25 protein-coding genes are annotated in these 26,969 nt (G+C 63.4%); 6 read left to right on the top strand and 19 right to left on the bottom strand.

Annotated elements, in window-relative coordinates; all coding sequences use genetic code 11:
• Window positions 1-11 precede the first annotated feature (11 nt).
• The 6 genes from ACEWQZ_RS11215 to putA all read right to left on the bottom strand — a co-directional run bounded on the left by ACEWQZ_RS11215 (window position 12) and on the right by putA (window position 8,492).
• Window positions 12-1,586, bottom strand: a complete 1,575-nt coding sequence (locus ACEWQZ_RS11215) for an AbgT family transporter (RefSeq protein WP_476483168.1) — start codon at window positions 1,584-1,586, stop codon at window positions 12-14.
• A 144-nt stretch (window positions 1,587-1,730) separates the two neighbouring features.
• Window positions 1,731-2,054, bottom strand: a complete 324-nt coding sequence (locus tag ACEWQZ_RS11210) for a DUF1820 family protein (protein WP_476483167.1) — start codon at window positions 2,052-2,054, stop codon at window positions 1,731-1,733.
• A gap of 37 nt (window positions 2,055-2,091) precedes the next feature.
• Entirely contained in the window at window positions 2,092-2,790 is a 699-nt protein-coding gene (locus ACEWQZ_RS11205; RefSeq protein ID WP_476483166.1) for a rhomboid family intramembrane serine protease, read from the bottom strand.
• Window positions 2,787-3,707, bottom strand: a complete 921-nt coding sequence (locus ACEWQZ_RS11200; protein WP_476483165.1) for a general secretion pathway protein GspB — start codon at window positions 3,705-3,707, stop codon at window positions 2,787-2,789. Before ACEWQZ_RS11200 ends, ACEWQZ_RS11205 begins: the two co-directional genes overlap by 4 nt.
• Window positions 3,708-3,709: 2 nt before the next feature.
• Window positions 3,710-5,254, bottom strand: coding sequence for an ExeA family protein (locus ACEWQZ_RS11195; protein ID WP_476483164.1), 1,545 nt, complete (start codon window positions 5,252-5,254; stop codon window positions 3,710-3,712).
• A gap of 82 nt (window positions 5,255-5,336) precedes the next feature.
• The gene (gene putA, locus ACEWQZ_RS11190) at window positions 5,337-8,492 is read right to left on the bottom strand and encodes a bifunctional proline dehydrogenase/L-glutamate gamma-semialdehyde dehydrogenase PutA (protein WP_476483163.1); all 3,156 of its coding nucleotides are present in this window, start codon (window positions 8,490-8,492) and stop codon (window positions 5,337-5,339) included.
• A 192-nt stretch (window positions 8,493-8,684) separates the two neighbouring features.
• Here putA and ACEWQZ_RS11185 point away from each other — a divergent pair, with 192 nt between their 5' ends.
• The 5 genes from ACEWQZ_RS11185 to ACEWQZ_RS11165 all read left to right on the top strand — a co-directional run bounded on the left by ACEWQZ_RS11185 (window position 8,685) and on the right by ACEWQZ_RS11165 (window position 12,854).
• Entirely contained in the window at window positions 8,685-9,188 is a 504-nt protein-coding gene (locus tag ACEWQZ_RS11185; RefSeq protein ID WP_476483162.1) for a DUF2244 domain-containing protein, read from the top strand.
• Window positions 9,189-9,213: 25 nt separating this feature from the next.
• On the top strand, window positions 9,214-10,125 hold the full coding sequence (coxB, locus tag ACEWQZ_RS11180; protein ID WP_476483161.1) for a cytochrome c oxidase subunit II: 912 nt from the start codon (window positions 9,214-9,216) through the stop codon (window positions 10,123-10,125).
• Window positions 10,122-11,750: a cytochrome c oxidase subunit I gene (ctaD, locus tag ACEWQZ_RS11175; RefSeq protein WP_476483160.1), complete on the top strand. Its 1,629-nt coding sequence runs from the start codon at window positions 10,122-10,124 to the stop codon at window positions 11,748-11,750. Before coxB ends, ctaD begins: the two co-directional genes overlap by 4 nt.
• A 14-nt stretch (window positions 11,751-11,764) precedes the next feature.
• Window positions 11,765-11,893 carry a hypothetical protein gene (locus tag ACEWQZ_RS11170; RefSeq protein ID WP_476483159.1) on the top strand — a complete coding sequence of 43 codons (129 nt, stop codon included), beginning with the start codon at window positions 11,765-11,767 and terminating at the stop codon, window positions 11,891-11,893.
• Window positions 11,894-11,993: 100 nt separating this feature from the next.
• The gene (locus tag ACEWQZ_RS11165) at window positions 11,994-12,854 is read left to right on the top strand and encodes a cytochrome c oxidase subunit 3 (RefSeq protein ID WP_476483158.1); all 861 of its coding nucleotides are present in this window, start codon (window positions 11,994-11,996) and stop codon (window positions 12,852-12,854) included.
• A 174-nt stretch (window positions 12,855-13,028) separates the two neighbouring features.
• On the opposite strand, the gene ACEWQZ_RS11160 is transcribed toward ACEWQZ_RS11165, so the two are convergent.
• Both ACEWQZ_RS11160 and ACEWQZ_RS11155 read right to left on the bottom strand, forming a co-directional pair.
• A complete protein-coding gene (locus ACEWQZ_RS11160) occupies window positions 13,029-13,451 on the bottom strand; it encodes a hypothetical protein (RefSeq protein WP_476483157.1) in 423 nt (140 codons plus the stop codon).
• A 29-nt stretch (window positions 13,452-13,480) separates the two neighbouring features.
• The gene (locus ACEWQZ_RS11155; RefSeq protein WP_476483156.1) at window positions 13,481-15,403 is read right to left on the bottom strand and encodes a glutamate-cysteine ligase family protein; all 1,923 of its coding nucleotides are present in this window, start codon (window positions 15,401-15,403) and stop codon (window positions 13,481-13,483) included.
• A gap of 179 nt (window positions 15,404-15,582) precedes the next feature.
• Here ACEWQZ_RS11155 and ACEWQZ_RS11150 point away from each other — a divergent pair, with 179 nt between their 5' ends.
• A complete protein-coding gene (locus ACEWQZ_RS11150; protein WP_476483155.1) occupies window positions 15,583-17,274 on the top strand; it encodes an AMP-binding protein in 1,692 nt (563 codons plus the stop codon).
• 36 nt (window positions 17,275-17,310) lie between these two features.
• Here ACEWQZ_RS11150 and ACEWQZ_RS11145 read toward each other — a convergent pair whose 3' ends face one another.
• The 11 genes from ACEWQZ_RS11145 to fabD form a co-directional block, all read right to left on the bottom strand.
• Window positions 17,311-18,378 carry a DNA polymerase IV gene (locus ACEWQZ_RS11145; RefSeq protein ID WP_476483154.1) on the bottom strand — a complete coding sequence of 356 codons (1,068 nt, stop codon included), beginning with the start codon at window positions 18,376-18,378 and terminating at the stop codon, window positions 17,311-17,313.
• A 134-nt stretch (window positions 18,379-18,512) separates the two neighbouring features.
• On the bottom strand, window positions 18,513-18,851 hold the full coding sequence (locus ACEWQZ_RS11140; protein WP_476483153.1) for a PilZ domain-containing protein: 339 nt from the start codon (window positions 18,849-18,851) through the stop codon (window positions 18,513-18,515).
• A gap of 4 nt (window positions 18,852-18,855) precedes the next feature.
• Window positions 18,856-19,806: a DNA polymerase III subunit delta' gene (gene holB, locus ACEWQZ_RS11135; RefSeq protein ID WP_476483152.1), complete on the bottom strand. Its 951-nt coding sequence runs from the start codon at window positions 19,804-19,806 to the stop codon at window positions 18,856-18,858.
• On the bottom strand, window positions 19,806-20,432 hold the full coding sequence (gene tmk / locus ACEWQZ_RS11130; protein WP_476483151.1) for a dTMP kinase: 627 nt from the start codon (window positions 20,430-20,432) through the stop codon (window positions 19,806-19,808). Before tmk ends, holB begins: the two co-directional genes overlap by 1 nt.
• Window positions 20,429-21,427 carry an endolytic transglycosylase MltG gene (gene mltG / locus ACEWQZ_RS11125; RefSeq protein ID WP_476483150.1) on the bottom strand — a complete coding sequence of 333 codons (999 nt, stop codon included), beginning with the start codon at window positions 21,425-21,427 and terminating at the stop codon, window positions 20,429-20,431. The genes tmk and mltG overlap by 4 nt, the downstream gene beginning before the upstream one ends.
• Window positions 21,415-22,233: an aminodeoxychorismate lyase gene (pabC, locus tag ACEWQZ_RS11120; RefSeq protein WP_476483149.1), complete on the bottom strand. Its 819-nt coding sequence runs from the start codon at window positions 22,231-22,233 to the stop codon at window positions 21,415-21,417. Before pabC ends, mltG begins: the two co-directional genes overlap by 13 nt.
• Window positions 22,230-23,576: an aminodeoxychorismate synthase component I gene (locus ACEWQZ_RS11115; RefSeq protein WP_476483148.1), complete on the bottom strand. Its 1,347-nt coding sequence runs from the start codon at window positions 23,574-23,576 to the stop codon at window positions 22,230-22,232. The genes pabC and ACEWQZ_RS11115 overlap by 4 nt, the downstream gene beginning before the upstream one ends.
• Window positions 23,573-24,820, bottom strand: coding sequence for a beta-ketoacyl-ACP synthase II (gene fabF / locus ACEWQZ_RS11110; RefSeq protein WP_476483147.1), 1,248 nt, complete (start codon window positions 24,818-24,820; stop codon window positions 23,573-23,575). Before fabF ends, ACEWQZ_RS11115 begins: the two co-directional genes overlap by 4 nt.
• Window positions 24,821-24,871: 51 nt before the next feature.
• Window positions 24,872-25,111 (bottom strand): acyl carrier protein, encoded by a 240-nt coding sequence (gene acpP / locus ACEWQZ_RS11105; protein ID WP_476483146.1) that lies wholly within the window; start codon window positions 25,109-25,111, stop codon window positions 24,872-24,874.
• 162 nt (window positions 25,112-25,273) lie between these two features.
• Complete coding sequence (fabG, locus tag ACEWQZ_RS11100; protein ID WP_476483145.1) at window positions 25,274-26,023, bottom strand: 3-oxoacyl-ACP reductase FabG; 750 nt, start codon at window positions 26,021-26,023, stop codon at window positions 25,274-25,276.
• Window positions 26,023-26,967, bottom strand: a complete 945-nt coding sequence (gene fabD, locus ACEWQZ_RS11095; RefSeq protein WP_476483144.1) for an ACP S-malonyltransferase — start codon at window positions 26,965-26,967, stop codon at window positions 26,023-26,025. The genes fabG and fabD overlap by 1 nt, the downstream gene beginning before the upstream one ends.
• Window positions 26,968-26,969 lie beyond the last annotated feature (2 nt).

Below are 26,969 nucleotides of genomic sequence, written 5' to 3'. Positions count from 1 at the left end.
TCTGAATTGCCCTAGCCCGCCGGCGGATAGGCATAGCTCGTGCCCGGGCCGAGCGGGATGCCAAGCATCCAGTAGCTGATCAGGAACACCGACCACACCAGCAAAAAGACCACCGAGAACGGCAACATCATCGACACCAGCGTGCCGATACCAGTGCCCTTGACGTAGCGCTGGCAGTAGACGACGACCAGCGGAAAGTACGGCAACAGCGGGGTCACGATATTGGTCGATGAATCGCCTACGCGGTAGGCAGCCTGAGTCAGCTCGGGAGAGAACCCGATCTGCATCAGCATGGGTACGAAAATCGGCGCCAGCAGCGCCCACTTGGCCGAGGCCGAGCCGACGAACAGGTTGACGAAGCCGACCAGGAGGATGATGCCGAACAGGGTCGCGCCGCCCGGCAGCGGCAGGCCAGCGAGGAAATTGCCGCCCTCCACTGCCAGCAACAGCCCCAGGCCGGAGCGCCCGAACTCGGCCACGAACAGAGCGCAGAAAAAAGCCATGACGATGTAGTAGGCCATCGATCCCATGGTTTCAGACATGGCATCGACGACATCCTTGCTTTTCTTGAAGCTGCCGGTCATGTAGCCATAGATCACGCCCGGCACGACGAAGAACAGGAAGATCAGCGGCACGATCGACTGCATGATCGGCGCCGAAAATTCAGCAATCTTGCCGCTGGCGGCATCACGGAACGGCGAAGTCTCCGGAAACAGCGACACGATCAGCAGCACGAAACCCAACCCCATGACGCTGGATGCAACCCACATCGCACGGCTTTCCCTGGCCTCGATGGGGTGCATTTCAGGCATGTCTTCTGCATCGCCGTCAAGCGGCGTGTTGGCCAGGCGCGGTTCGATGATGCGGTCGGTCAGCCACCAGCCCAGCAGCACGATCACCAGGCACGAGGCCGAGGTGAAGTACCAGTTGATCAGCGGATGCAGCTCCAGACTGGCATCCGCGATCTGGGCTGCGGGCTGAGTGAAGCCCATCAGCAGCGGATCGAGCGCCGAGGGCACGAAATTGGCCGAGAAGCCACCGGAGACGCCGGCGAACGCTGCGGCAATGCCGGCCAGGGGATGGCGGCCGGCGGCGTAGAAAATGATGCCGCCGAGCGGAATCACCACCACGTAGCCGGCATCGACCGCGGTATGGCTGACGATCGCGATCAGGATCAGCATCGGCGTGAGCAGCAGCTTTGGCGTGAACGCCAACAGCTTCTTGAGCAACGCGTTGATGTAGCCGCTGTGCTCGGCCACGCCGACGCCCAGCATGGCTACCAGCACCACGCCCAGCGGCGCGAAGCCGGTAAAGGTGTCGACCATGGTGGTCAGAAAGCTCACCAGTTGTTCGCCGGTGAGCAGGTTGGTGATGGTGATGGCATCACGGGTCGTGGGATGTTCAGCGCCGAACTGAATGCCTGACATCAGCCAGGAGAGCACCCAGACCACGATCATCAGCAGCAGGAAAAGCATGGCCGGGTCGGGCAGCTTGTTGCCGACCACCTCGATGAAGTTCAGTGCGCGGTTGAGCCAGCCGGCCGTGCTGTCGCTGTGGCCGGCAGAATTCTGTTCGGTGCTGTTCATTGGCGGATGGTCCCCATCAGATCGTTATTCGGTCAGCGCCGCACGTGTCCACCCGGTCGGTACCAGCGATAGCGACCCGGCGCTGAAAAGCGCCAGAACCGTACCATAACCACGCCGCGCAGACCACTGAAGCCGCACTTCGGCTCAGCGCCGGCGACGCGGCCCGTCGAGCGGCAGTGGCGTGACCTTCTCCCCGCTTTTGCGGTCGCGGATGACCGCCGTGCCGCGTTTTGCGACCTGCTCGACACGGACGATCGAGTGCATCGGCAGATGCAGCACTTCGACGTCTTCAAACTCGTCGCGCAGCCGCTCTTCGGTCGGATCGACCACGAGCCCTTCGTCGCCTCCCAGCACCAGCTCGGAAACCTCGACAAATCCGTAGGCCAGCTCGCTGCCGCCGACCTTGCGGCAATAAAGCTCGTAGACCTGCCCTTGATTGAGAAAACTGACCTTGTAAAGAATGGACATCACATGATCCGAACGATTGCCATGGTGCGCGTGCCTGTCAGTCGTCCTGCAGCCCGAGATCGACCAGACCGGGAAACGGGCGCAGTATCAGGGCCACGATCATGCCGGCGATGAAGCCGGCCACGTGTGCCCACCAGGCGACGGCACCATCGGGTGTGCCGAAAACGGTGTAGATCAACTGCAGTGTAAACCACGAGCCGATGACCAGGATGGCCGGCACCCGGGCAAACTGCAGATACAGCCCGAGCGGCAGCCACAAACCCATCCGGCTGACCGGAAACAGCCCGAGATAGATACCGATGATGGCTGACACGCCGCCGCTGGCGCCAATGACCGGGGTTTGCACTTGTCCCATCTGCCAGGCCAGGAACAGATTGGCAAGCGCGCCCAGACCGAGAAAGCTCAGCACCATCCCGCCGTGCCCGATCGCCCGCTCCACGGTGATTCCGAACACCCAGAGATAGGCCAGGTTGCCGGCCAGGTGAAGCCAGTCGGCATGTACGAACAGCGAGCTCAGAATCCGGAGCAGTGCCGGGCTGTGCCAGCTGGCAGGAAACCGGGCCAGGTCGGTGAGCACGTGCGCCGGCACAAACCCCCAGCTGCGGACCCACTCGGTCGCATTCGTCGCCGAGCCCCACTGCGCCCAGGCCCAGGTCAGCACCATGGCCAGGCTGAAAAACGTCAGCACCCAGGGCCACACCAGCTTGCGCCGGTGGGTGTTGACGGCTTGCCTCATCGCGGCTCGAGCAGGAAACGGTGAGACTCAAAATCAATCACTGCGCCATCACGCGTGATTTCGACGATATGCGCGCCCTTGACGCTGTCACCGACCATGTGACGCTCGCCGTTGAGCAGCACGAAGCGCTCTGCCTCCCTGGGTGAATAGACGTGGATTGTCAGATCGAGCTCCGGCAGGTTGCGACGCGTTGACAAGGGAAGTTCCCAGATCCGCAGGTACTCCGAGACGCCCTCATTGAGCGGCGCTGGCTCCGGCCTTGCTTCAGGTGCAGCGGCGGATTCGCCCCCGGTGTCTGGCTTCTGAGCGGGCGCTGTCTCGCGCTTCGCCGGTTGCCTGGGGGCGTCACGCTGGCGCTGCGCACGCTCGGCGGTGATGCGGCGCTCCAGTTCCTCGCCTGCTTCCGTGGCGGGGACGGGCCGTGACTCGCGCTCGGACGGTTTTCGCCGCACGACACGATCGGGGGCGGCCGGAATCGGCTGCCGGCGGTCGCGACGGTCCCTGACCGGTGCGGCCTCTTCACCTGCCCGGTCGTCGGATTCGACCGGAGGAGTCCGACGGCGCCGCCGGTCTTGCGTGGCGGACGCTGCATCCGCACTGTCAGACGGTTCGACTTGAGCGACTTCAAGCGTTGCGGCGTCACCTTCCTCCTCGCCGGGCCGCACGGGCTCCGGGCGTGGCGCGCGGTCTTTTGCGAGCGGCGCGTCGTCGTGGCTCGAGGGCAGCCATTGTGGCTGCACAACGTAGATGGTGGCCGCCGCCACGGCCACGACCAGGAGCACGGCGCCAAGCCAGGGCCATATCCGTCGCCGGCGGCGCGGTGCTGGTCGGGGTGGTTCCGGCGAGTTCAGCCCCGGCGCGCCGGAGTGCTGGCGGCGCGATTCGGACTTGCGCAGGGCATCGAGAATGAAGGACAAGTTCAGGCTCCGTCGTGTCGGGTCAGCAGGCGCGGTGCATTCTCGTGCGGTGCGCGCAGGAACAGGCGGGTAACGGGTCCCACCACACCGTCGTCGTTGAGCCCGTTATGGCGTTGAAAGGCCGCCACCCAGTCGCTGAAGGCATCATCATAATTGGCATCGATGGCGCCAGTCCACGGCACTGGATCGGCTCGGGAGGCCAGTGTTTTCATCCTGCGGATAGCGGCGCCGCTATCGCCGCGCTTGAACACCTCGCCGCTGTCGGGCCAGGCCACGAGCAAGTCGCCACGCCAGCGGCGGTCGAGTTGCAGGCGGGGCACGCGCCAATCCTGGCCGTCGTGGCGCAGCAGCACTTCCTGATCGTCGAGCCCGACCAGCAGCACGTGTCCGTCGGGCGGACGGCTCAGCCGCAGCACCAGAGGCAGGTCGATCGACTCGACAAAGGACCAGTTGCCTTTCAGTCGCAAGCAAACCAGGGCTTCGACCTCCGTTCCAGCGCAGGCCCGGGCGATATCCACGGAGTCCAGCTCGGGCCATAAGGCGGACAGTTCGGTCCAGGCTGTCTGCGCATCGGCATCGGCGAGCATGAGCTGCCAGCCCGAGCGGATCTCGTCGACGCTTTCACCCTGTGGCTGCAGCATCAGCCAGGACAAGGCGCCACCGGCGGCCAGCACCGCCACCAGGGCGCCGGCTGCGATGGTTCCGCGCAGCCAGCCGCCGCGCGGCCGGGTTTCCTCTCCGGCGACTTCGCGGGCGGCCGCGCGCACCAGCCCGGCGCCAACCCGGTCGTGCTCGCGTGCGTAGCCGGCAACCAGAGCACGGTCGGCAATGATGTTGATCAAGCGCGGTACGCCCTGAGAGGTCTGGTAAACAGCGCGCAGTCCGTCGGCGGTAAACGGGCAGCGGTGGGCGCCGCCCACGTCCAGACGGTGCCGGATATAGGCTTCGGTTTCGCTTTCGTTGAGCGGGTCCAGGTGATAGCGCGCCGTGATCCGCTGCGCCAGCTGTCGAAGCTCCGGCCGCGACAGCAGATCGCGCAACTCGGGCTGGCCGATGAGAATGATCTGCAGCAGTTTGTCGGTGGCCGTCTCCAGATTGGTCAGCAGTCGGATCTGCTCGAGCCCTTCGCGGCTCATGTTCTGGGCCTCGTCGATGATCAGCACCACTCGCTCGCCCTCGGCGTGGCGCTCGAGCAGATAGCTGTTGAGGCGCTCCTGGAGCTGCTGCAGGCTGCCGTCGGTGCCTGCAATCGAGATTTCCAGCTCGCCGCAGACCGCGCGCAGCAGCTCCGCCGGCGACAGCATCGGGTTGAGGATCAGCGCAATACGGGTGTTTTCGGGCACCTGCTCGAGCACCACGCGACACAGCGTGGTCTTGCCGGTGCCGACTTCTCCGGTCAGCTGCACGAACCCACCGCTGCCGCCCTGCCCCACGCCATAGAGCAGATGCGCCAGCGCGTCGCGGTGGCGCTGGCTCAGATAGACGAAGCGCGGGTCGGGCGTGATCGAAAACGGGCGCTCGGACAGACCGTAGAAGTGTTGATACATCAGTAGCAGATCCCGGCAGTCACTCGCTCAGTTTCACCCGTGTCGTCACCGCTTCGGCATCTGGGGCTCGCGGGGCTTCATTTCAGTCCGACAGCGCCATCAGCGATGCGTTGCCGCCAATGGCTGCGGTGTTATTGGTCAGCACGCGCTCGGTCACGAAACGATGCAGGTAGCGCGGACCGCCGGCTTTCGGACCGGTGCCCGACAGCCCCTCGCCGCCGAAGGGCTGTACACCCACGACTGCGCCGGTCATGTTGCGGTTGACGTAGGCGTTGCCCACTCGGGCACGGTGGGCGATATGACGATAGACCCGGTCGATGCGGCTGTGGATGCCCAGCGTCAGGCCGTATCCGGTGGCGTTGATCTTGTCGATCACCGCATCCAGCTCGCTTGCCTTGTAGCGCACCACGTGCACGATCGGCCCGAAGATCTCACGCTCGAGGCGGTCGATGCTGTCGATTTCGTAGGCGCGCGGGGCAAACCAGTGGCCCGGCGGCAGATCATCGCGCAGCGGCGTTTTGGCAATCAGCTTTGCTTCGCGATCCATCCGCTCGGCGTGCTCGTTGAGCATTTCGAGCTGACCGGCGTCGATGATCGGGCCGACATCGGTTTCGAGCAGGCCGGGGTCACCCACCACGATTTCTGCCATTGCGCCGGCGAGCATCTCGAGCATGCGATCGGCCACGTCGGCCTGCAGATAGAGCACGCGCAGCGCCGAGCAGCGCTGCCCGGCGCTGAGAAAGCCCGAGTGAACGATGTCGGCGACAACCTGCTCGGGCAGCGCCGAGGAGTCGACGATCATGGCGTTCTGGCCGCCGGTTTCGGCGATCAGGGTCGCCAGCGAGCCTTCGCGCTCGGCCAGGCTGCGGTTGATGACGCGCGCGGTTTCGGTCGAGCCGGTAAATGCCACGCCGGCGATGCGCGAATCACCAGTGAGTGCGGCACCCACCTTGCCGCCGCCGGGCAGGCACTGAATTACCTCTTCCGGCACGCCCGCCTCGTGCATGAGAGCCACGGCGCGGGCGGCGATCAGGGGCGTCTGTTCGGCGGGTTTGGCGAGCACCGTGTTGCCGGCCACCAGCGCGGCCACGACCTGGCCGGTGAAGATCGCCAGCGGGAAGTTCCACGGGCTGATACACACGAACACGCCCTTGCCGTGCGTACGCAGGGTGTTGGATTCCCCGGTCGGGCCGGGCAGCTCGACCGGCTCGGCCAGCTCGTTTCTGGCCTGCATGGCGTAGTAGCGGCAGAAGTCGACCGCCTCGCGCACCTCGGCGAGCCCGTCGAGCAACGCCTTGCCGCCCTCGCGGGCACAGATGGCCATCAGCTCGGCGCAGTGCTGCTCGTAGAGATCGCCGATGCGATCGAGAATGTCGGCCCGCTCGGCAGCGCCGCGGTGATCCCAGTCGCCCTGCGCAGTCAGCGCCGTGTTGACGGCCTCGGAGACCGATTCGGGATCGGTCCAGGTGACCTGGCCGAGCGACATGCGACTGTCCATCGGCGAGGCGATATTGTCGTCCGTACTGCCACGCGCGGCCGGGCCGGTGGGCGCTGCCCGCCAGTCGGCTTCGGCGGCACGTTCCATATCCTGCTTGAGCTGCGACAGCTCCGGATCGCGAGCCATGTTGATGCCGCGGCTGTTGCGCCGCCCGGAGCCATAGATGTCGGCCGGCAGGGGAATGCGCGGATGCGAGAATTGCGCATGCGACTGGACCTCGGCTATCGGATCGTCGATGACCTTTTCGACCGAGAGTTTCTCGTCGACGATACGGTTGACAAACGAAGTGTTGGCGCCGTTTTCAAGCAGGCGGCGCACCAAGTACGGCAGCAGGTCCTTGTGGTTGCCGACCGGCGCATAGACGCGGCACTGCGCGTTGAAGCCTTCACCGTCGAGCACCTCTTCGTAGAGCTGCTGACCCATGCCGTGCAAACGCTGGAATTCATGCTCGGTGTTGTCACCGGCCAGCTCGGCGATGGTGGCAATCGTATGCGCATTATGGGTGGCAAACTGCGGATAAAAGCAATCCGGCAACGACAGCAGCTTGTCGGCGCAGACGATATAGGACAGGTCCGTGTTGGCCTTGCGGGTGAATACCGGGTAGCCCTCGACGCCGTCAACCTGAGCAAACTTGATTTCGGTGTCCCAGTAGGCGCCCTTGACCAGGCGGATGGGAATGCGGTGCCCGGTTTCGCGCGCCTTTTCCGCCAGCCAGTCGATGGCGGCCCAGGCCCGCTTCTGATAAGCCTGCAGCGCCAGCCCGAAGCCGTCCCAGCCTTGCAGTGAAGCATCGCCCAGAACGGCGGCGAAAACATCCAGCGAGATCATCAGACGGTCGGCCTCTTCAGCGTCGACGGTCAGGGCAATGCCTGCCTTGCGCGCGCGCTGGGCCAGCTCGAGCAGGCGCGGAACCAGCTCTTCCATCACGCGCTGATGCTGGGCGTATTCGTAGCGCGGGTGCAGTGCCGAGAGCTTGACCGAAATGCTCGGCAGCGCGAATACATTGTCACCTTCGGTGCGCTCGCCGATGGCGTCGATGGCATTGGCATAGGCATCGAAGTAGATGCGGGCGTCCGCCGCCGTCAGCGCCGCCTCTCCGAGCATGTCGAAGGAATAACGGAAACGCCGGTTCTCTTTCTTGACCGACCGTTGCATGGCCTCTTCGATCGTGCGCCCCATGACGTACTGGTGGCCCATGATGCGCATCGCCTGGCGGATGGCAGTGCGCACCACCGGCTCGCCGGATTTGTTGGCCATTTTCGACAGCAGCGTGCCGATGCTGCGCTTCTCCGAGCCCTTGACGCCGACCAGCCGGCCAGTCAGCATCAGCCCCCAGGTGCCGGCATTGACGAGCACTGACGAACTCTTGCCGAGATGCGCTTCCCAGTCGGCGTCCGAAAGCTTGTCGGAAATCAGCATTTCTGCGGTGTCGTTGTCAGGAATCCGCAGCAGCGCCTCGGCCAGGCACATCAGGATCACGCCCTCTTCCGACGACAGGTCGTACTCGCGCATGAACGCTTCCATCACGCCAACATCGCGGCTGCGATTGCGAACGCTCCGGACCAGAGCGGCAGCCTTGCCGCTGATGCTCTCGCGCTGCTCGGGGTCGAGACGCAATTGCTCGAGCAAGAAGCGAACATGCTCGCCCTCATCCACCTGCCAGGCCGCATCCAGCGCCTGGCGGCGCGCGTCCGCGGTGAAGGAATCAATGGTGACGAAAGGGTGGGAAGCTTGTGTCATCGGGCCCTCTGAAAACAGGTTTCGAAAGTCATTCGCAAGTGTAACCGAAGGCGGCTTGTGACTGGCGTCATCACTGACGACCGGGTGCGGGTGCGCGTGCACGCTTGCGTGGCCGATTTCTTGATCCAGCGCAATTCCCCCTGCCACCTTCCGATTGCATCAGCTAGAATGGGCGCAATGCAGTCCGGAAACATGGTGATCGCTGGCATGATCGACATCCGGTACAGTTCGGAACCGCAGCCCTCCCGTGTAATAGAGGCGCGTTCCAATCTTTCCATGTCGCTCGACCGGCTGGCCGCCGTGTTTCTCGGTTTGAGCGCAGTAACGCTTCTGGTGGCGCTTGGCCCGCTTCTGCTGGGCTTCTGGCCAATCATGATAGCTGCAATACTGCATCTGTTCATTGTCGGCTGGTGCATGCGACTGGCCTGGCGAGGGAACTGGGCGCGCGAGACCATGATGGTTGATCGTGACAGGCTCAAGATCGAGCACTTCGACGTCCGGCGCCAGACTTGTTCCGAATGGCCTTCGGCCTGGGTACAAGTGAAGGTCCTGCAGCAGCCGATGGGTGAGCGGCAGGTGATGGTAGCCTGTCACGGACGGCAACAGGCGATCGGCGAATTTCTGCCGATTGACGAGAAGCTGGCGCTGGCTGGCGCTCTCAGGGAAAGTCTCCGGCCATACAGTGCCCGGAGTTGAGCAAGCAATCACAGGTGAGACGAGGATGAAGAAAACGAACGAACTGATCGTGGCCCTGGCCGTACTGGCGGTCATCACCGTGGTCACCTGGGGCCTGTTCGCCGTCGGCGACAACATGCCCGCTGGCGTGACGGCCTACAGCCAGGATGTCTATCAGCTGCACAATATTGTTCTGGCCGTGGTGACCGTGATCGGCATTCTGGTGTTCACGGCGATGTTCACGTCGATCTTTGTGCATCGGAAGTCAAGAGATTACAAGGCGGCCAAGTTCAGTCATTCCACTGCCGCCGAAATTACCTGGACGGCCATCCCGGTTGTCATTCTGATCATCCTCGCAATCCCTTCGACCCGCGTTCTGATCGACATGGAGAATACCGGCGGGGCCGAGATCAATATCAAGGTCACCGGCTTCCAGTGGCTGTGGCAGTACGAATATCTCGAGGACGGCGTGGATTTCTATTCGATGCTGGACCGGGAAAGCAATCGCGCGCGCCAGATTGGCGCGGGCATCGACGTTCGCACCGTCGACAACTACCTGCTCGAAGTCGATAACCGGCTGATTGTCCCCGTCGACACCAAGATTCGTTTCCTGTTGACCTCCGGTGACGTGATCCACTCCTGGTGGGTGCCGGAGCTCGGCTGGAAGCGAGACGCGATCCCCGGCATGGTCAACGAGGCCTGGGTGCAGATCGAGGAAGAAGGCGTCTACCGCGGTCAGTGCGCCGAGCTGTGCGGCAAGGACCATGGTTTCATGCCCATTGTGGTCGAGGCCGTTTCACAAGCGGATTACCGCGAGTGGATTGAAAACCGCAAGGCGGAGCAGGCGGCAGCCGCCGACAGCCCAGCGTCAGCGCAGCAGGTGGCAGCGACCGGTGAGCCTGCCGGCAGCGTCGAGTCGGGTGGAAGAGTGAACAAGAGCAAGGAAACCAAGTCATGAGCCATGAAACCGCACTGAATCAGGACGAACACCACGGCGACCACCCGACCGGCCTGGCGCGCTGGCTGTTCACCACCAACCACAAGGAAATCGGCACCCTCTACCTGGTCTTTTCCCTGACCATGTTCTTGGTCGGCGGTGCGATGGCCATGGTCATTCGCGCCGAACTGTTCGTGCCCGGCCTGCAGATCGTCAACCCCGAATTCTTCAACCAGATGACCACCATGCATGCGCTGGTGATGATCTTCGGGGCGGTGATGCCGGCGTTCGTCGGCCTGGCCAACTGGATGGTGCCGCTGATGATCGGCGCACCGGACATGGCGCTGCCGCGTTTGAACAACCTGTCGTTCTGGATACTGCCGTTCGCGTTCGCCGTCCTGCTCACGCCGCTGGTGCTGGGCATGTTCGGCATCGGCACCGGCGGACCGGCCTCGGGCTGGACGCTATACCCGCCGCTGTCGCTGCAGGGCGGCACCAACATCGCCTTCGGCATCTTTTCCATCCACCTGATGGGCATGTCGTCGATCATGGGCGCAATCAACATCATCGTCACGATCCTCAACATGCGTGCCCCGGGAATGAGCCTGCTGCGCATGCCGATGTTCGCCTGGACCTGGCTGATCACCGGGTTTCTGCTCATCGCCGTGCTGCCGGTTCTGGCCGGTGCCGTCACCATGCTGCTGACCGATCGCTTCTTCGGCACCAGCTTCTTCAATGCCGCAGGTGGCGGCGATCCGGTGCTGTATCAGCACATCTTCTGGTTCTTCGGGCATCCGGAGGTCTACATCATGATCCTCCCTGCCTTCGGCATCGTCTCGGAAATCCTGCCGACGTTCTCGCGCAAGCCGTTGTTCGGCTATACCTCGATGGTATATGCGACCGCGTCGATTGCGTTTCTGTCGTTCATCGTCTGGGCGCATCACATGTTTGCCGTTGGCATGCCGCTGGGCGGCAATATCTTCTTCATGTACGCCACGATGGTCATTGCCATCCCCACCGGCATCAAGGTATTCAACTGGGTCTCGACCATGTGGCGCGGCTCGATGAGTTTCGAAACACCGATGCTGTTCTCCTTGGGCTTCATCGTGCTGTTCACCATTGGCGGATTCTCGGGGCTGATGCTTGCCATCGTGCCCGCCGATTTCCAGTACCACGACACCTACTTCGTGGTGGCTCACTTCCACTACGTTCTGGTGACCGGCTCGGTCTTTGCCCTGATGGCCGCCGTCTACTACTGGATACCGAAATGGACCGGCCACATGTACAACGAAAGGCTCGGCAAGATCCATTTCTGGTGGTCGGCGATTTCCGTCAACGTGCTGTTCTTCCCACAGCACTACCTGGGTCTTGCTGGCATGCCCCGACGAATCCCCGACTATGCCGTTCAGTTCGCCGAGTTCAACATGATCTCGTCGATCGGCGGCTTTGCCTTTGGCATCGCCCAGCTGTTTTTCGTCTATATCGTGTGGCAGACCATCCGTGGTGGGGAGCGCGCCAGCAATCAGGTCTGGGAAGGCGCGCGCGGCCTGGAGTGGACCGTGCCTTCGCCCGCTCCGCTGCATACCTTTGAAACGCCACCGAAAGTGGACGACAGCGTGACCGCTCATCCCGACCATACCGGATGATGGGAGCGCGGGCGTTGAGTGAGAACAACAATCAGCACAAGACCCGGCGGCGCCGGGTCATCGGGATGGCGCTGGTGCTTGCCGGAATCGCGACGGCCATCTACATCGGTTTCATCATGATGGGAGTCGTCAACGCCCAATGAACACTCCGGCGACATAACGGATCAGCGCCCTGAGGTGCTCGAACAACAGAGGGAGCTGGCGAGCGGCCAGCCACAGAACCAACTGCATCAGGAATCAACAATGGCACAAGCACATTATTTCGTACCCTCCAGGGCCAGGTGGCCCATCGTCGGCTCGTTCGGTCTGTTCGTCATGGTCATGGGCACGGCCACCTGGTTCAACAACCCGGCCATCGGGCCCTGGATTCTGCTGACCGGTGCGGCAATCGTGGCGGTCATGTTTTTTGGTTGGTTTTCGGAGGTGATCGGCGAATCCGAGAGAGGGGTCTACAACAAGGCCGTTGATGGCTCCTTCCGCCAGGGCATGATCTGGTTCATCTTCACGGAGATCATGCTTTTCGGCTCTTTTTTCGGGGCCCTGTTCTATACCCGGATATTGTCGGTCCCGTGGGTCGGTGGTGAGGGCACCGGGGCGATGACCAACCAGCTGCTCTACCCCGAGTACGACGCCGCCTGGCCCACCGCCGGACCGGCCAATCTCGGTGGCGGGTTCGAGCTCATTCCGGCCTTCGGCCTGCCGCTGGTCAATACCCTGCTTCTGCTCAGCTCCGGCCTGACCATCACGCTGGCCCACTGGGCGCTGAAGAAAGCCCAGCGCGGCCCGCTGGTCGGCTGGATGATTGCCACCGTGGCCCTGGGGTCCACCTTTTTGTACTTTCAAGCCACGGAGTACGTCCACGCCTACCAGGACCTGGGCCTGACCCTGGGTTCGGGCATCTATGGCTCGACATTCTTCATGCTGACTGGTCTCCACGGCGTGCACGTTACTGCCGGCACCATCATGCTCATCGTCATTACCCTGCGCTGCATGGCCGGACACTTCACCAAGAAGAATCACTTCGGCTTCGAGGCCGTGGCCTGGTACTGGCACTTTGTCGACGTGGTCTGGCTGGGCCTTTTCGTTTTCGTCTACGTTCTGTAACCGGGCAGCGACAAATCGAAAACGAACGTGCCGGCCAATGTGCCGGCACGTTCGTTATTGACCCGTGATCAAGCTCCAGTTTTCAAACAAGTACCAATTCTCGAATGCCCCAATGACCGAAACAATTGCGGCGCCAGCATCAGGTGGTTTCTGATCATCGATCATTGAACATCATCATGTCCCCGCAACCCGTTCCCAGCGGGCCGAAATGAGCATCCACTCGCTCTCATCGAGCCGCCAGCCGGTCTCGAGCCGGTACCAGCCGCCGGTATCGGGGATGAGGCCGCTGCCCCCGGTCAATACGGCGTGCATGGTAGCGGTGGCGCGGTCCCTGCCCTGAAGCTTGATCTCCAGTTTGGCCAAGCGCGCCTTGAGGCGTTTGTGCGCCATCATTTCCCGCCGTAGCAGCAGACCGGCCGCGCGCCGGTCCAGGTTGCGTGTCGTCGCAGTGAAGTCCTTGGCTATCGGTGCCATGAACGCACGCGCCCGCCCTTCGCTCAGGCTTGTCTGCATCGACTCGATACGGGCCCGAATCCGCTCTTCGGCTGGCCGATCATCGGCGCAGGCGGCAAGAGTCGCCGCCGCTATTGCCGCCATTGCCAGTGCCCGAAGGCGCGTTCGCCTTTTCACTGGCGCTGGTCCTCGCTGAGATAGGATTCCAGCAGCCGCGAGGCCACCACAATCAGATCATGCTCGGTGATCAGACCGACCAGGTGGCCCTTTTCCACTACCGGCAGGCTGCCCAGACGCTTGTCTCGCATCAGACGTATGGCCTCTACCGTGGTCGTATCCGGAGTTATCGTGATCGGATCTGATCGCATGATGTCGCGAACAGTCACGGATTCTTCGCTGCGCCTGCCGCGGGCGATCAGTCGCAGCAGCTGACGATGAGAGACCAGGCCCAACAGCTGGCCCGCGTCGTCCTCTACCGGGACATGGCGAACGTGTCGCCATTCCATCAGGCTGGCTGCAAAATCGACAATGTCGTCCGGCCTGACGGTAAACAGATCAGTGGCCATGAACTGTCCCACATGGCGATAGCTGTCGCGCCAGTCCTGCTGGCTGCAGAAGGCAGCCAGCTCCCACTCCGAAACCGGTCGTCCGGTTTCGGAGCGCTCGGCCATCGACGAAACCAGCGCCCGCAAACGCTCATGCTCGTTGCCCTCCCCGCGCATGCTCTCGAGCGATTCCAGCTGCCACCGCGCGCCGGTGCGGCGATTTTCCACCCGCGCCTGAATCACGCCCAGGTAACGCTCGATGTCGCGCTCGTCGATACCGGCTTCGACCAGGCCGGTTCGGGCCATGGGCAGCAATTCGTCGAGGATCAATTCCTGCGCAGTGACCTGACGATCGTTGAACCAGACCTGCTGCGCACGCAGCCCCTCCCGCGCTGCGGCCAGGAAGTTGCTCTTGACGTCGCTGAAGTTCAGATGTTCGCGGATGTCGTCGATGGTGTGCGACAGATGCGACATCATGCCGAAGAAGAACGCCGCATTGGCCACTTCGTCGATGACGGTCGGCCCGGACGGAATAACGCGATTTTCGATGCGCAGATGCGGCTTGCCGTTGGACGAAACGCCGTAGCAGGCGCGATTCCAGCGATAGACCGTGCCGTTGTGAAGACACAGCGCGCGTAATCGCGGTGTCTCGCCACGCGCCACCATGCCGACCGGATCGTCTTCGAATTCGGTCGTCAGCACGACCCGGAAGCGGGCGATGTCTTCCTTGAAGATTTCGATGACCGACTCGTCGATCCAGTGATCGCCAAAATGGACCCGGGGCTTGTGGCCACGGGTGGCATGTGCCTCCGAGCGGGCGTCGACCGAGTGCTCGAATACGGCGATCCGGGTCTCGTGCCAGAGCCGCTTGCCAAGCAGAATGGGCGAATTGACGCAGCTGGCCAGCAGCGGCCCGGTGACTGCCTGGGCAATGTTGTAGAGATGGGCAAATTCATCCGCACCCACCTGAAAATGCACCTGAAAGCTGGTATTGCAGGCCTCGAGCATCAGGTTGTCGTGATTGATGTTGAGCTGGTCAATGCCCTTGATGGCAAACTGGACCTTGCTGCCACGAAGCTTCAACAGTGCCTCGTTGAGCGCAAAATAGCGCGCCTTGGGCACCATGGAGTCCAGCGACATGTGCTCACGCGTGAGCGTAGGCAAAATACCCACCAGCGCGATGCGGCTGCCTGCCGTGTCGGCCTTTTGCCGCGCGATGGCGAGCACTTCCTCGGCCTCCCTTTCCAGCTGGCGCAAGCAGTCGCCGCCGAGCTCGAGCGGTGACAGATTGGCTTCCAGGTTGAACAGGCCCAGCTCGTGCGTGAAGCGCGGGTCGTCAATCTGCTCGAGAACCTGCATTGCCGTCAGCGCAGGGCGGGCAGCCTGATCGACCAGGAACATCTCCTGTTCGGCGCCAATGCGCCTGACGCCGGATTCGATCATGCCGGTCTCGAGCATGTCCTCGAGAGCACGCACTTCTTTTAGCAGCGCTTTCATGAAGGCGTGGCGGCTGCGCTCATCGCTGGTTTGTTCGACGTTCTCTTCGCCCATGGGGTTCGGTTGCTGAGGGTTTTCCCGCGATCATATACGGCGGCCGATAAAGGGGCAAATATCGAGCTTGTGGCAGGTCACGCATCGGTCGATGTGCGGGCGCGATCCCGGCTTGTCTCGGCGCAGCTCCTGTGCCAAGCTTTGATCAGATCGATCAAGCGGATTCAAAGGGAGACCTGATGAGCGACAAACCCTGGCTCAAGCAATATCCGGAAGGGGTGCCGGCCGAGATTGACGTGGATGAATTCGACTCGGTAGTGGATGTCATTGACACCAGCTGCAATGACTTTCGCGACAAGATCGCGTACGTCAACATGGGCGGCAAGCTGACCTACGGCCAGGTGGATCGCCACAGCGCGGCCTTCGCCGCGCGACTGCAGGCCATGGGTCTGGAAAAAGGCGACCGGATCGCCATCATGATGCCCAATGTCCTGCAGTATCCGATTGCCGTTTTCGGAGCTCTGCGCGCCGGGCTGGCGGTGGTCAACACCAACCCGCTCTACACCGCGCGCGAGCTCAAGCACCAGCTCAACGATTCCGGCGCCCGTGCAATCCTGATCATGGACAACTTCGCCGGCGTGCTCGAGGCGGTCATCGACGATGCGCCGGTCGAGCATGTGATCGTCACCCGCATGGGTGACATGCTGGGCGGCATCCGGGGCGCGCTGACCAACTTCGTGGTGCGCCATGTCAAGAAAATGGTGCCGGCCTACAGCCTGCCCGAAGCACTGCCATTCAAAGCACTGCTACGGGAAGGCGCCGATCAGCAGTTCCACCCGGTGCGTCTGGGGCATGAAGACATCGCTTTTCTGCAGTACACCGGTGGCACCACCGGCATCTCCAAGGGGGCGGTGCTCACCCACGGCAACATGATCGCCAACATGCAGCAGGCATCCGCCTGGCTGGGCGGAAACATGAACATGGGCGAGGAAACCATCATCACCGCCCTGCCCCTCTACCATATCTTCGCGCTGACGGCCAATTGTCTGGTGTTTCTCAAGCTCGGCGGCCGCAACGTGCTGATTACCAACCCGCGCGACATGTCCGGTTTCGTCAAGGAGCTCGCCAAGGTGCGCTTTACCGCCATTACCGGGGTCAATACCCTGTTCAACGGCCTGCTCAACACCCAGGGCTTCAGCCAACTCGACTTTTCCAGTCTGCGCATGACGCTCGGCGGCGGCATGGCGGTTCAGCGTTCCGTGGCCGAGCGCTGGAAAAAAGCCACGGGCGTCACGCTGGTCGAGGCCTACGGGCTGACCGAGACCGCCCCGGCAGCGTGCATCAACCCGATGGATCTCGAGGAATACAACGGCTCCATCGGCCTGCCGATTTCCTCGACCGATTGCCGCATCATCGACGCCGACGGCACGCCATTGCCGACAGGTGAAATCGGCGAACTGTGCGTGCGTGGTCCACAAGTGATGCACAGCTACTGGAATCGGCCCGAAGAGACCGCCAAGGTGCTCGACGACGATGGCTGGCTGCGCACCGGAGACATGGCGCGGATGGACGAGCGCGGCTACTTCTACATCGTCGACCGCAAGAAAGACATGATTCTGGTCTCCGGGTTCAATGTTTATCCCAACGAAATCGAGGACGTTGCCTCCGGTCATCCCAAAGTGCTCGAGGTGGGCGCCATCGGTGTACCGGACGAAAAGTCCGGCGAGGTGGTCAAGGTGGTGGTCGTGCGCAAGGACGAATCGCTCACGGTCAAGGAGCTGCGTGAATACTGCCGCGAACAAATGACCGGATACAAGGTCCCCAAGTACGTCGAGTTCGTCGACGAGCTGCCCAAAAGCAACGTCGGCAAGATTCTGCGGCGAGAAGTGCGCGATCTTCATGGCGAGGCAAACAGCTCGGATGAACATTGACTCTGCCGCGCAGACGGGTTCGGGTCGCGGCGCGCGTCAATCAAGCAGTTCTGACTCGTCTGGCCGGGCTGACAAGCCGGAAACTCCTACGCCGATGAGGCGAACCGAAAACTGCTTGCGCCAGCCGGCCCAGTCTGCCAGCAGCTCGCGCGCGGCTGCCAGGATCGGTTCGGCGGCGCGGGTGTAACCGCTCAGTGACTGACTGCGGGTGATGGTGGAAAACCCTCCGGAGCGCAGCTTGATCGTGACAGTGCGGGCGTACAGATCACGCTGGTCGAGCCTTCTTGCCACCTCGTCGGCCTGAACGCGCAGGACTTGCTGCAGACTTTCGATATCGTGATGGTCACGCGCAAACGTCGTTTCCTGGCTGATCGAGCGGCGAACGCGATCGCCTGCGACCGCTCTCTCATCGATGCCCGCGGCGCGCTGGATCAATTCTTCTGCCTGATCACCCAGCACGCTTGCAAGCACGTCAGCATGGGTGCGCCGCAGCTGGCCAATGGTAAAAACGCCGATCTCGTGCAGGCGCTCTGCCGTCCGCGGCCCGATCCCCCATAGCCGCCGAATCGGCAGCGGGTCGAGGAAGCCCTGTACGCGCCCTGCCGGCACGTGCACCAGACCATCGGGCTTGTCATAGTCGGAGGCAATCTTGGCCAACAGCTTGTTATGGGCCATGCCCACAGAGGCCGTCAGCCCGGTTTGCTCTGCGATGCGCTCCTTGAGCCGGGCGCCAATCGCCGGCAGCGACTCGCCGTGCTGGCGAACGCGTTCGCTGACGTCGATGAAGGCCTCGTCAAGGCTGAGCCCCTCGACCCGATCGCTGAGCTCCCGGAACAGCGCGAAGACCCTGCCGGAAACTTCACGGTATCGATCGAAACGCGCGGCAACGAACACACCCGCGGGGCAAAGCCGCCGGGCCCGGGCGCCGGGCATCGCCGAGCGTACGCCATATTGCCGGGCTTCGTAGCTGGCTGCCGCCACCACGCCGCGCGTGCTGCCGCCACCCACCATGACCGGGCGGCCGCGCAATTCGGGATGATCACGTTGTTCAACGCTGGCGTAGAAGGCATCCATGTCGACATGTATGATGGCGCGGTTACTCACATCGACGATCGGGCATCAGTGGACCACAACGACATTGATCGCAGAACATCGGGCGCGCCGACTGCCCCAGGCGCCTGGATTGCGTTCACGGGCCCGACGGGACCTGCTTTCAATGCCTGGCAGGAAACCTGAAATCAGATGGTCCGGGTCGGCGTGTCGCTGTCGAGCATGCCGGCCAGATGGGAAACAATGACATTCCTGGCCTGCTGGCCCTCGGCGCTGTCGGAAAACTGGATGCCGACACCGCTGTTGGCCGTATGCCGACCGCCCGACGGCGTCAACCAGGCCACCTTGCCGGGAATTGCAATTCGCTCCTCGCCCATCAGGCCGAGCAGGATCAGAACCTCGTTGCCGAGCCGGAACTGCTTGCGCGTGGGCACGAACAGGCCGCCGTTGATCAAGAACGGCATGTAGGCGCCGTAGAGTTCCTGCTTGTTTTCGATGTTGTAGGACAGAATGCCTTTCTGAGCCATGAAGTCACTTCCGCGCCGATTGAGCTGCCTGCCATTCTAACAGCCACTGCCCCAGCAGCAGATCCTGGCGAACCACGCCTCTTTCAGCCTCCCGGTGGCCCTCCAGCGCGCGCTGCCAGAGTTCTGCCAGGCGGCGTCGATCGATATGACGGGGCAAGGCCCGGTCGGGCGGTTGCCAGCCGCCGGCGCCGCTGAGCTGCGCCATGATGATGCTCAGCCAGCGCGCCAGCCAGCGCCAGGTCGCCGCCGGATGGCTTTGCCAGCGCTCGAGCACCTGTGCGTGCGGACGCGACTGGCTCAGATCATCAAGCAGCTCGAAACCGAACGCGAGGTCGTCACTTGCGATCATCTCGCGTGCTGCCAGCGGTGCACCACCACTCAGTTCCAGGGCGGCTTCGCGCGTGCCCGCTTCCGCGCTGCTGCACTGCTGCTCGAGCCAGCGTGCGGCAAGGTGTGGCTCTGCGACGCGTAGCGGCCATTGCTGGCAGCGCGAGCGCACCGTTGCCGGCAAGCGCGCGGGCGTCTCGCTGAGCAGAATCAACCAGGCCCCGGAAGGTGGCTCTTCCAGCGTCTTGAGCAGTGCGTTGGCGGCGTTGCGGTTCATGGCGTCGGCGTGTGGGATCAAACCGATCCGGCTCGCGCCCAGAGAAGCTGTCAGCTGTAGTTGCTCGATCAGTCTGCGCACCTGATCGACGCCGATACTCTGCTTGTCCTCGGCAAGTTCAACCACAAACAGATCAGGATGGGTATCGCTGTCGATCCGGCGACAACTCTGACAATCTCCACAGGGCTGCCCGTCGTCTGGCTGGCTGCAAAGCAGCAGTCGCGCCAGCCAATCGCCAAGCGCGCGCTTGCCGATGCCGCGCGGCCCGTGGATCAATGGCGCGTGGCCGAGACGCCCGCCCGCCATGCGCTTCGCCAGCCCGCGGCAGGCCCCTTCCAGCCAGGGCAGCATCACCTCAGCCTCTGCTCGAGAGTCTTTTCGATCATTTTGGAAACCTCCTCGAGCGGTCGGGTGGCGTCAATGACGGCAAAACGCTGCGGCTGGCGCTGGGCCTGGTCCAGATAAGCGCGGCGTACGCGCTCGAGAAATTCGGGCCGATTCTGCTCCATGCGATCCGGCGGAATGCCGCGCGCTTGCACCCGCGACATGCCCAGCTCGACCGGCACATCGAGGAGCAGAGTCAGATCCGGCTCGAAATCCGGATGCACCAGATCGGCCAGGGTTTCCACTGCCGCGGCTCCCAGCTGTCGCCCGGCCCCCTGATAGGCGCGGCTGGCATCGGTGAAGCGATCGCACAGCACGTCATGGCCGTCGGCCAACGCCGGACGAATGACCTGCGCCAGATTTTCCTGGCGTGCAGCAAACATCAGCAGCAGCTCGCTCATCGGCGTCAACGCGCCCGTTGCCGGGTCAAGCAGTAGTTCGCGGATGCGTTCGGCCGTGGGTGTGCCGCCGGGTTCACGCGTGACCACCACCTCGCGGCCGTAGCGATCAAGCCAGGCGCAGATGGTCTCAACGGCCGTGGTCTTGCCGGCGCCCTCGCCCCCCTCGAGGGTGATGAATCGTCCGCGCTTCACTGGCGGCTCCGGATGTAGCGATCGACCGCGGCGTTGTGCTCAGGCAAAGTGTCGGAGAATTGATGACTGCCGTCGCCGCGGGCAACGAAATACAGGGCGCTGCCGGGGGCCGGTTGTGCCGCCGCAGCGAGAGCTGCGCGGCCGGGCAATGCAATCGGTGTGGGCGGCAGCCCATGGCGGGTGTAGGTATTCCAGGGGTGATCGGTGCGCAGATGCGCACGTCGCAGCCGGCCGTCAAAGTCCTGGCCCAGGCCGTAAACGACGGTTGGGTCGGTCTGCAGGCGCATGCCGCGCCGCAGCCGGCGCACGAAAACGCCGGCAATCCGGGCACGCTCTTCAGGGCGCCCGGTTTCGCGCTCGATCAGGGAGGCGAGTACAAGCAACTCCTCGGGTGCGTCCAGCGGCAGGCCGGCATCGCGCCGGGCCCAGGCCGCGGCAAGCGCCTTGTCCATGGCTGCATGGGCTCGTTCCAACAGGTTCAGGTCGCTTGATCCACGCACGAAAAAATAGGTCTCGGGAAGAAAACGGCCCTCTCCCCGGCAACCATCGCAGCCCAGTTCACGCATCAGGCGTTGTTCGCTGAAATCGGCGGACACCTTGCGCAACCGCGGATCTCTGCTCAGGCGCGCGCGCAACTCGCTCAGAGTCCAGCCTTCGACAATGGTGAAGCGATGCTCCTGCACCCGACCGGAGACGATCTTGTCGAGCAGCTGGTCGGCGTTCATGCCGGGGGCAATGCGATACTCACCGGCCTGCAGCAGTGGCGACTCGACACGCCCCAGCAGGCGCCAGCGCCAGTCCAGACGCGTCAGCCCCAGATGTTCGAGCTGCCGGACCATGCCGTGAAGGCTGGTGCCCTTGTCCAGCCACAGATGAGTGATTCCCGAATCGGTCAGCGGCCGCTGACGAAACTGTAGCCAATCGTTGGCCAGCCAGGCGGCCATGAGCGCCGCCAGCACACCGACAAAACCCGTGGCCATGATCAGTCGTCGCATTCGAACAGTTCGTCCCAGAGTCGCTGCCAGCGCCGGCAGACCGGCCCGATGGCCAATGCTCGATCATCGAGCATGCGCACCGGGCGGATGCCGGCAACCGAGTTTATCACCATGACCTCGTCAGCCTGTCGCAGATCGTCGACCTCCAGAGTGGCTTCCTGCGGTGCTTGCCGCAGCCACTCGCCGAGCGCCTGCAGGCCGACGCCGTCGACGCCGGCGTGGCGCTTTTGCGGCGTCAGCGCCTGACCATCGATGATCAACACCAGATTGCCGGCAATGGCTTCGAGGGGGCGACCACGCTGATCGAGCATGATCGCTTCATCGACGCCGGCACGCCGAGCGTACTCGGCCGCCAGCACCTGCTCCAGGCGGTTACCGTGCTTGATGCCGGCCAGCTGAGCCGAGGATGCCAGGCGTACGCTGCTGGTGTGCAGCTTCAGACCCCGCTGACGCTGGGCTGCCAGGCGCTGTGGCCAGGCGCGGCGCTGGATAATGCGCCGCGGCTGCGGCGTAGCCGGCGGCTGGTAGGCTCGCCCGCCGCTGCCGCGCGTCAGCGTCAGACGCACAACACAGCGTGGTTGCGAGCCTGCCACGCGTGTGCATTCAGCGGCGAGCAGTTCCGGATCCGGCGCCGGCAACAGCAAGCGGCCTGCGTCTTGAGTCAGGCGCGCCATGTGCAGCGGCCACAGCGGCGCGCGGCCGTCGACAAAGGCGATGGTCTCGAACAGATGGTCGCCGTAAAGCAGCCCGCGATCGGCGGTGGGCACGCTGTTTTCCGGCTTGCCGTTGACCAGACACTCGCTCATGCTCGATCCCGACCCAACGCTGCCAGCAGCCCGCGCGCCTTGTCTTCGGTTTCGTGCAGCTCGGCCAGCGGATCGGAATCAGCCACGATGCCCGCCCCGGTCCGGAACGTCAGCCGACGCGGAGTGGCCACCATGGACCGAATAAGGATATTCAGATCCATGCTGCCGTCGCGCCCCATGTAGCCCAGGGCACCGGTATAGCAGCCGCGACCCTGTCCCTCCAGTTCGGCGATGATTTCCATGCAGCGCACTTTCGGACAGCCGGTGATGGTGCCGCCGGGAAAGACGGCGCGAATGACGTCGGCGGCATCAACCTCCGGGCGCAGTCGACCGCGGATATTGGAGACGATATGGTGCACATGAGCGTAGGATTCGATCACCATCAACTCGTCGACCTCCACACTGCCCACGGCGCACACTCGCCCCAGGTCATTGCGCTCAAGATCGATAAGCATGATGTGCTCGGCCCGTTCCTTGGGGTGCGAAACCAGCTCCTGGCTGAGGCGCGAGTCGGCGTCCGGCGAGTGCCCGCGCGGGCGGGTGCCGGCGATGGGTCGGGTCTCGACCCGGCGGCCATGGACGTTGATCAGGCGCTCTGGTGAAGAGGAAATCACCGTTCCTCCCGGAAGACGGGCCAGCGCGGCAAACGGTGCCGGGTTGACTTCGGCCAGCGCCTGGTAGAGCCCGGCGGGGTCGATATCGCGCTCGCTCGTGGCCTGCCAACCGCGCGATAGATTGGCCTGGAACACATCACCGGCGCGAATGTACTCGCGAATGCGCTCCACCCCTGCCTTGAAGTGTTCACCTGCATCGACGGTCAGCGCCAGATCCGGCACGGTTTCCGGAGCACGGGGTTGATCAGCAGTGTTCAGTCCGGCGACTTCTGCCCAGGCCTCATCAAGCTCCTGCGTGTCTTCGGCAACCAGCCATGAACGCTGCTCGAAGTGATCATGGAGTATGGCCGCACGGCAACGCCGGGCCAGCGCCACCGGCAGCCCGTCGGCCGCAGGAGGCAGCGCGAGCACGGGCTCGATTTCGCCGCTCAGCTCGTAGCCGAGGTACAGGAACCAGCCGCCGGAAAACGGAAAGCGCAGGTCCCCGGAAGGTGCCGCATTGGCGCGCTGTGCATCGGCAAGCTGGTCGAGAAAGCCGGGCTGGTCGCCGATTCTGTGAGCTTCGAGTACCAGCGCGGGTTCGTCAGCTGCGCGCAGCAGCATCGACCAGCGCGCAGACCCGCCGGCCGGGGCGGAGCTGGCGAGGAGGAAGGGCCAGCGCTCAGGGAGCTGTCGGTGGACAGTGAGCAGCGGCAGGGAAGCCGCCAGCTCACGCGCCGGAGCGCTCATTCAAATCGTTTCAGCAGCAGGGTGCCGTTGGTGCCGCCAAAACCAAAGGAATTGGTCAGGGCAACGCGAATCGATTGCTCGCGAGCCTCGAGTGGCACGAGGTCGATGTCGCGACAGTCGGGGTCGACTTCTTCGAGGTTGATGGTCGGCGGCAGAATGCCGTCGCGCAGCGCCAGCACCGTGAAGATCGCCTCGACACCGCCGGCGGCACCGAGCAGATGGCCGGTCATGGACTTGGTCGAGCTCATCGCCAGCTTGCCGGCATGGTCGCCGAAGCAACTGCGCACGGCAGCGCACTCGGCGCGGTCGCCCAACTGGGTGGAGGTGCCGTGCGCGTTGATGTAATCGACGTCTTCGGGATTCAGCCCGGCATCGCGTACGGCGTTGGCCATGCAGCGGGCGGCCCCTTCGCCGCCCTCGGAAGGAGAAGTGATGTGATAAGCATCTCCGCTCATGCCGTAACCGGCCAGCTCGGCATAAATGGTGGCACCACGACGCTTGGCATGCTCGAGCTCTTCCAGCACCACGATGCCGGCGCCGTTGCTGAGGACAAAGCCGTCCCTTTCGACATCCCATGGACGACTGGCCTTTTTCGGTTCGTCGTTGCGGGTTGAAAGCGCCTTGGCCGAGGTGAAGCCACCGTAGGCCGTCGGCGTGGTGCCGAATTCGCCGCCGCCGGCAACCATGACATCGGCGTCGCCGTAGGCAATGATCCGGGCGGCATCCCCGATGTTGTGGGTGGCGGTAGTACAGGCCGTCACCATGGACAGATTCGGCCCCTTGTAGCCGTACTTGATGGACAGATTGCCGGCGATCATGTTGATGATGACCCCGGGGACGAAGAACGGTGAAATTCTTCGGGGGCCATTATCAAGGTAGGTCTTGTAGGTTTTCTCGATCGTCGATATACCGCCGATGCCCGCGCCGATAGCCAGGCCGATCCGTTCGGCATCGGCCTCGCTGTCGCCAAGCCCGGCGTCGTCGATGGCCTGCATTGCTGCGGCCATGCCATAGTGGATGAACGGATCGCACTTGCGTGCTTCCTTGGGCGTCAGGTAGTCGCCGATATCGAAGTCCCGCACTTCACCGGCAATCTTGGCCGGAAAGTGTTCGGGATCGAACGACTCCAGCGGGCCAATGCCGCTGCGACCGTTACAGATGGCGTCCCAGGCGCTGGCGACATCATTGCCTACCGGCGAGAGGCAGCCCATGCCCGTAATCACGATGCGACGGTCACCACGCATTGACGACTCCGTTATTCAATTCCACTGGATTCACCGAACCGCGAGCGCGGTTTATTTTTCGACGTTCGCCTTGACGTAATCGACAGCCTGCTGAACGGTCGTGATCTTCTCAGCTTCTTCGTCTGGAATCTCGCATTCGAATTCCTCTTCGAGCGCCATGACCAGTTCAACCGTGTCGAGCGAATCGGCACCCAGGTCGTCGACGAAGGAGGCGCTTGGCGTGACTTCTTCTTCCTTGACGCCGAGTTGTTCGATCACGATTTTCTTGACGCGTTCTTCGATGCTGCTCATTGGATATATCCTCTTTGATAGGGGGTTGCCCAAAGCGGGCACATTGTAGTGAACAATTTCGCTCACTGCCAGCTTGCGTATTCCGGCCTGCGCGTGAAGCGACGCCGGAACTTGCTTTAAGTCCTCAATGAAGTCATGGGTTTATGCGAGCTTTCCAAGGCGTCAGCTCATGTACATGCCACCGTTGACGTGCAGCGTCTGGCCGGTGACGTAGCTGCTGGCGCCGGCGGCGAGAAAGCCAACGGCGGCGGCCACGTCCTCGACTGCGCCGAGCCGCTCGAGCGGAATCGACTCGGTCAGGCGCTGGCGCTGCTTCTCATCGAGCGCGGCGGTCATGTCGGTTTCAATGAAGCCGGGCGCGACCACGTTGGCGGTAATGTTGCGGCTGCCCAGTTCCTGCGCAATCGAGCGCGAAAAGCCGGCCAGCCCGGCCTTGGCAGCCGCATAGTTGCTTTGCCCCGGGTTGCCGCTGTAGCCCACCACCGAAGAAATGCTGATGATACGACCGAATCGCGCCTTGAGCATGCCGCGCAGGCAGGCACGAGTCATGCGCATCACGCCCTTGAGGCCGGTGTCGAGCACGGCATCCCAGTCCTCGTCCTTGAGCCGCATCAGCAGCTGATCGCGGGTAATGGCGGCATTGTTGACCAGCACGGTCACGGCGCCGGCACGTTCCCGGATCGCTGCAACCGTCTGCTCAACGGCTGTGGCATCGGTCACGTCGAGGCACAGTCCGCGATCCTCGCCCAGGCGTTCGCTGATCTTCTCGGCGCCGGCCGTCGAAGTGGCAGTGCCGAATACATCGCCGCCCTGGGCCTTGAGCCAGTCGGCCGTAGCCCGTCCGATGCCGCGGCTGGCTCCGGTGACCAACACGACCTGTCCGTCCAGTTGATATGCCTGTTCAGGGTTCATCAAACAGATTCCTTGAAGCTTTGGATGGTTTCCTCGAGGGTTTCCGGATTCTCCAGCGCGTACCAGCGCGCCTGGCGCTCGATGCGACGGCCCAGACCACTGAGCACCCGCCCCGGGCCGCACTCGGCCAGGTCCATGATACCCGCCTGGCAGATATCTCGCACCGACTCGGTCCAGCGGACCGGGCTGGTCAGCTGGCGCTCCAGAGATTCGCGAATCAGGGCGGGGTCCTCGTGCTGTGACACGTCCCAGTTATGGGTCACCGGGATGGCCGGTGCACGAACGTCGGTTGCTGCCAGGATGGCACGCATGGCCTCTGCCGCCGGCGCCATCAGCGGGCTGTGTGAGGGCACGCTGACCGGCAGCTTCAACGCCCGGCGCGCGCCCGCTTCACGACATTTGTGCAGGGCGCGCTCGACCGCTGCCGCGTGCCCGGCGATCACGAGCTGGCCCGGAGAATTGTAGTTGGCCGGCACCACGGTCTGGTCTTCAGCCACTTCACGGCAGATCGCCTCGACCACTTCGTCGTCCAGGCCCAGGATGGCCGCCATGGCGCCCACCCCCTCAGGCACGGCCGACTGCATCTGGCGGCCGCGCTCGGCCACCAGTGAAACAGCGGCTGCAAAATCAAGCGAACCGGCAACCACCAGAGCGGCATACTCGCCCAGGCTGTGGCCGGCCAGGCGAGACGGCTGCGGACCACCGAGTTGTTGCCAGGCGCGCCAGACCGCAACCGCACCCGTCAAGATGGCCGGCTGAGTGATTTCGGTACGATTGAGCTCTTCTTCCGGCCCCTCGCGAACCAGACGCCAGAGGTCGAGATCCAGGGCGTTGCCGGCCTCTTCGAACGTCTGGCGGACACAATCGTGTCTGTCGGCCATCGCGCTGAGCATGCCGACCGACTGGGAACCCTGTCCCGGAAACAGCAATGCAAAGTCCGTCATGC

The organism is Wenzhouxiangella sp. YN1 (genome assembly GCF_056324145.1).
Note: the sequence above shows the minus strand (reverse complement) of the source record. Positions and strands in the feature narration are given on the sequence as shown.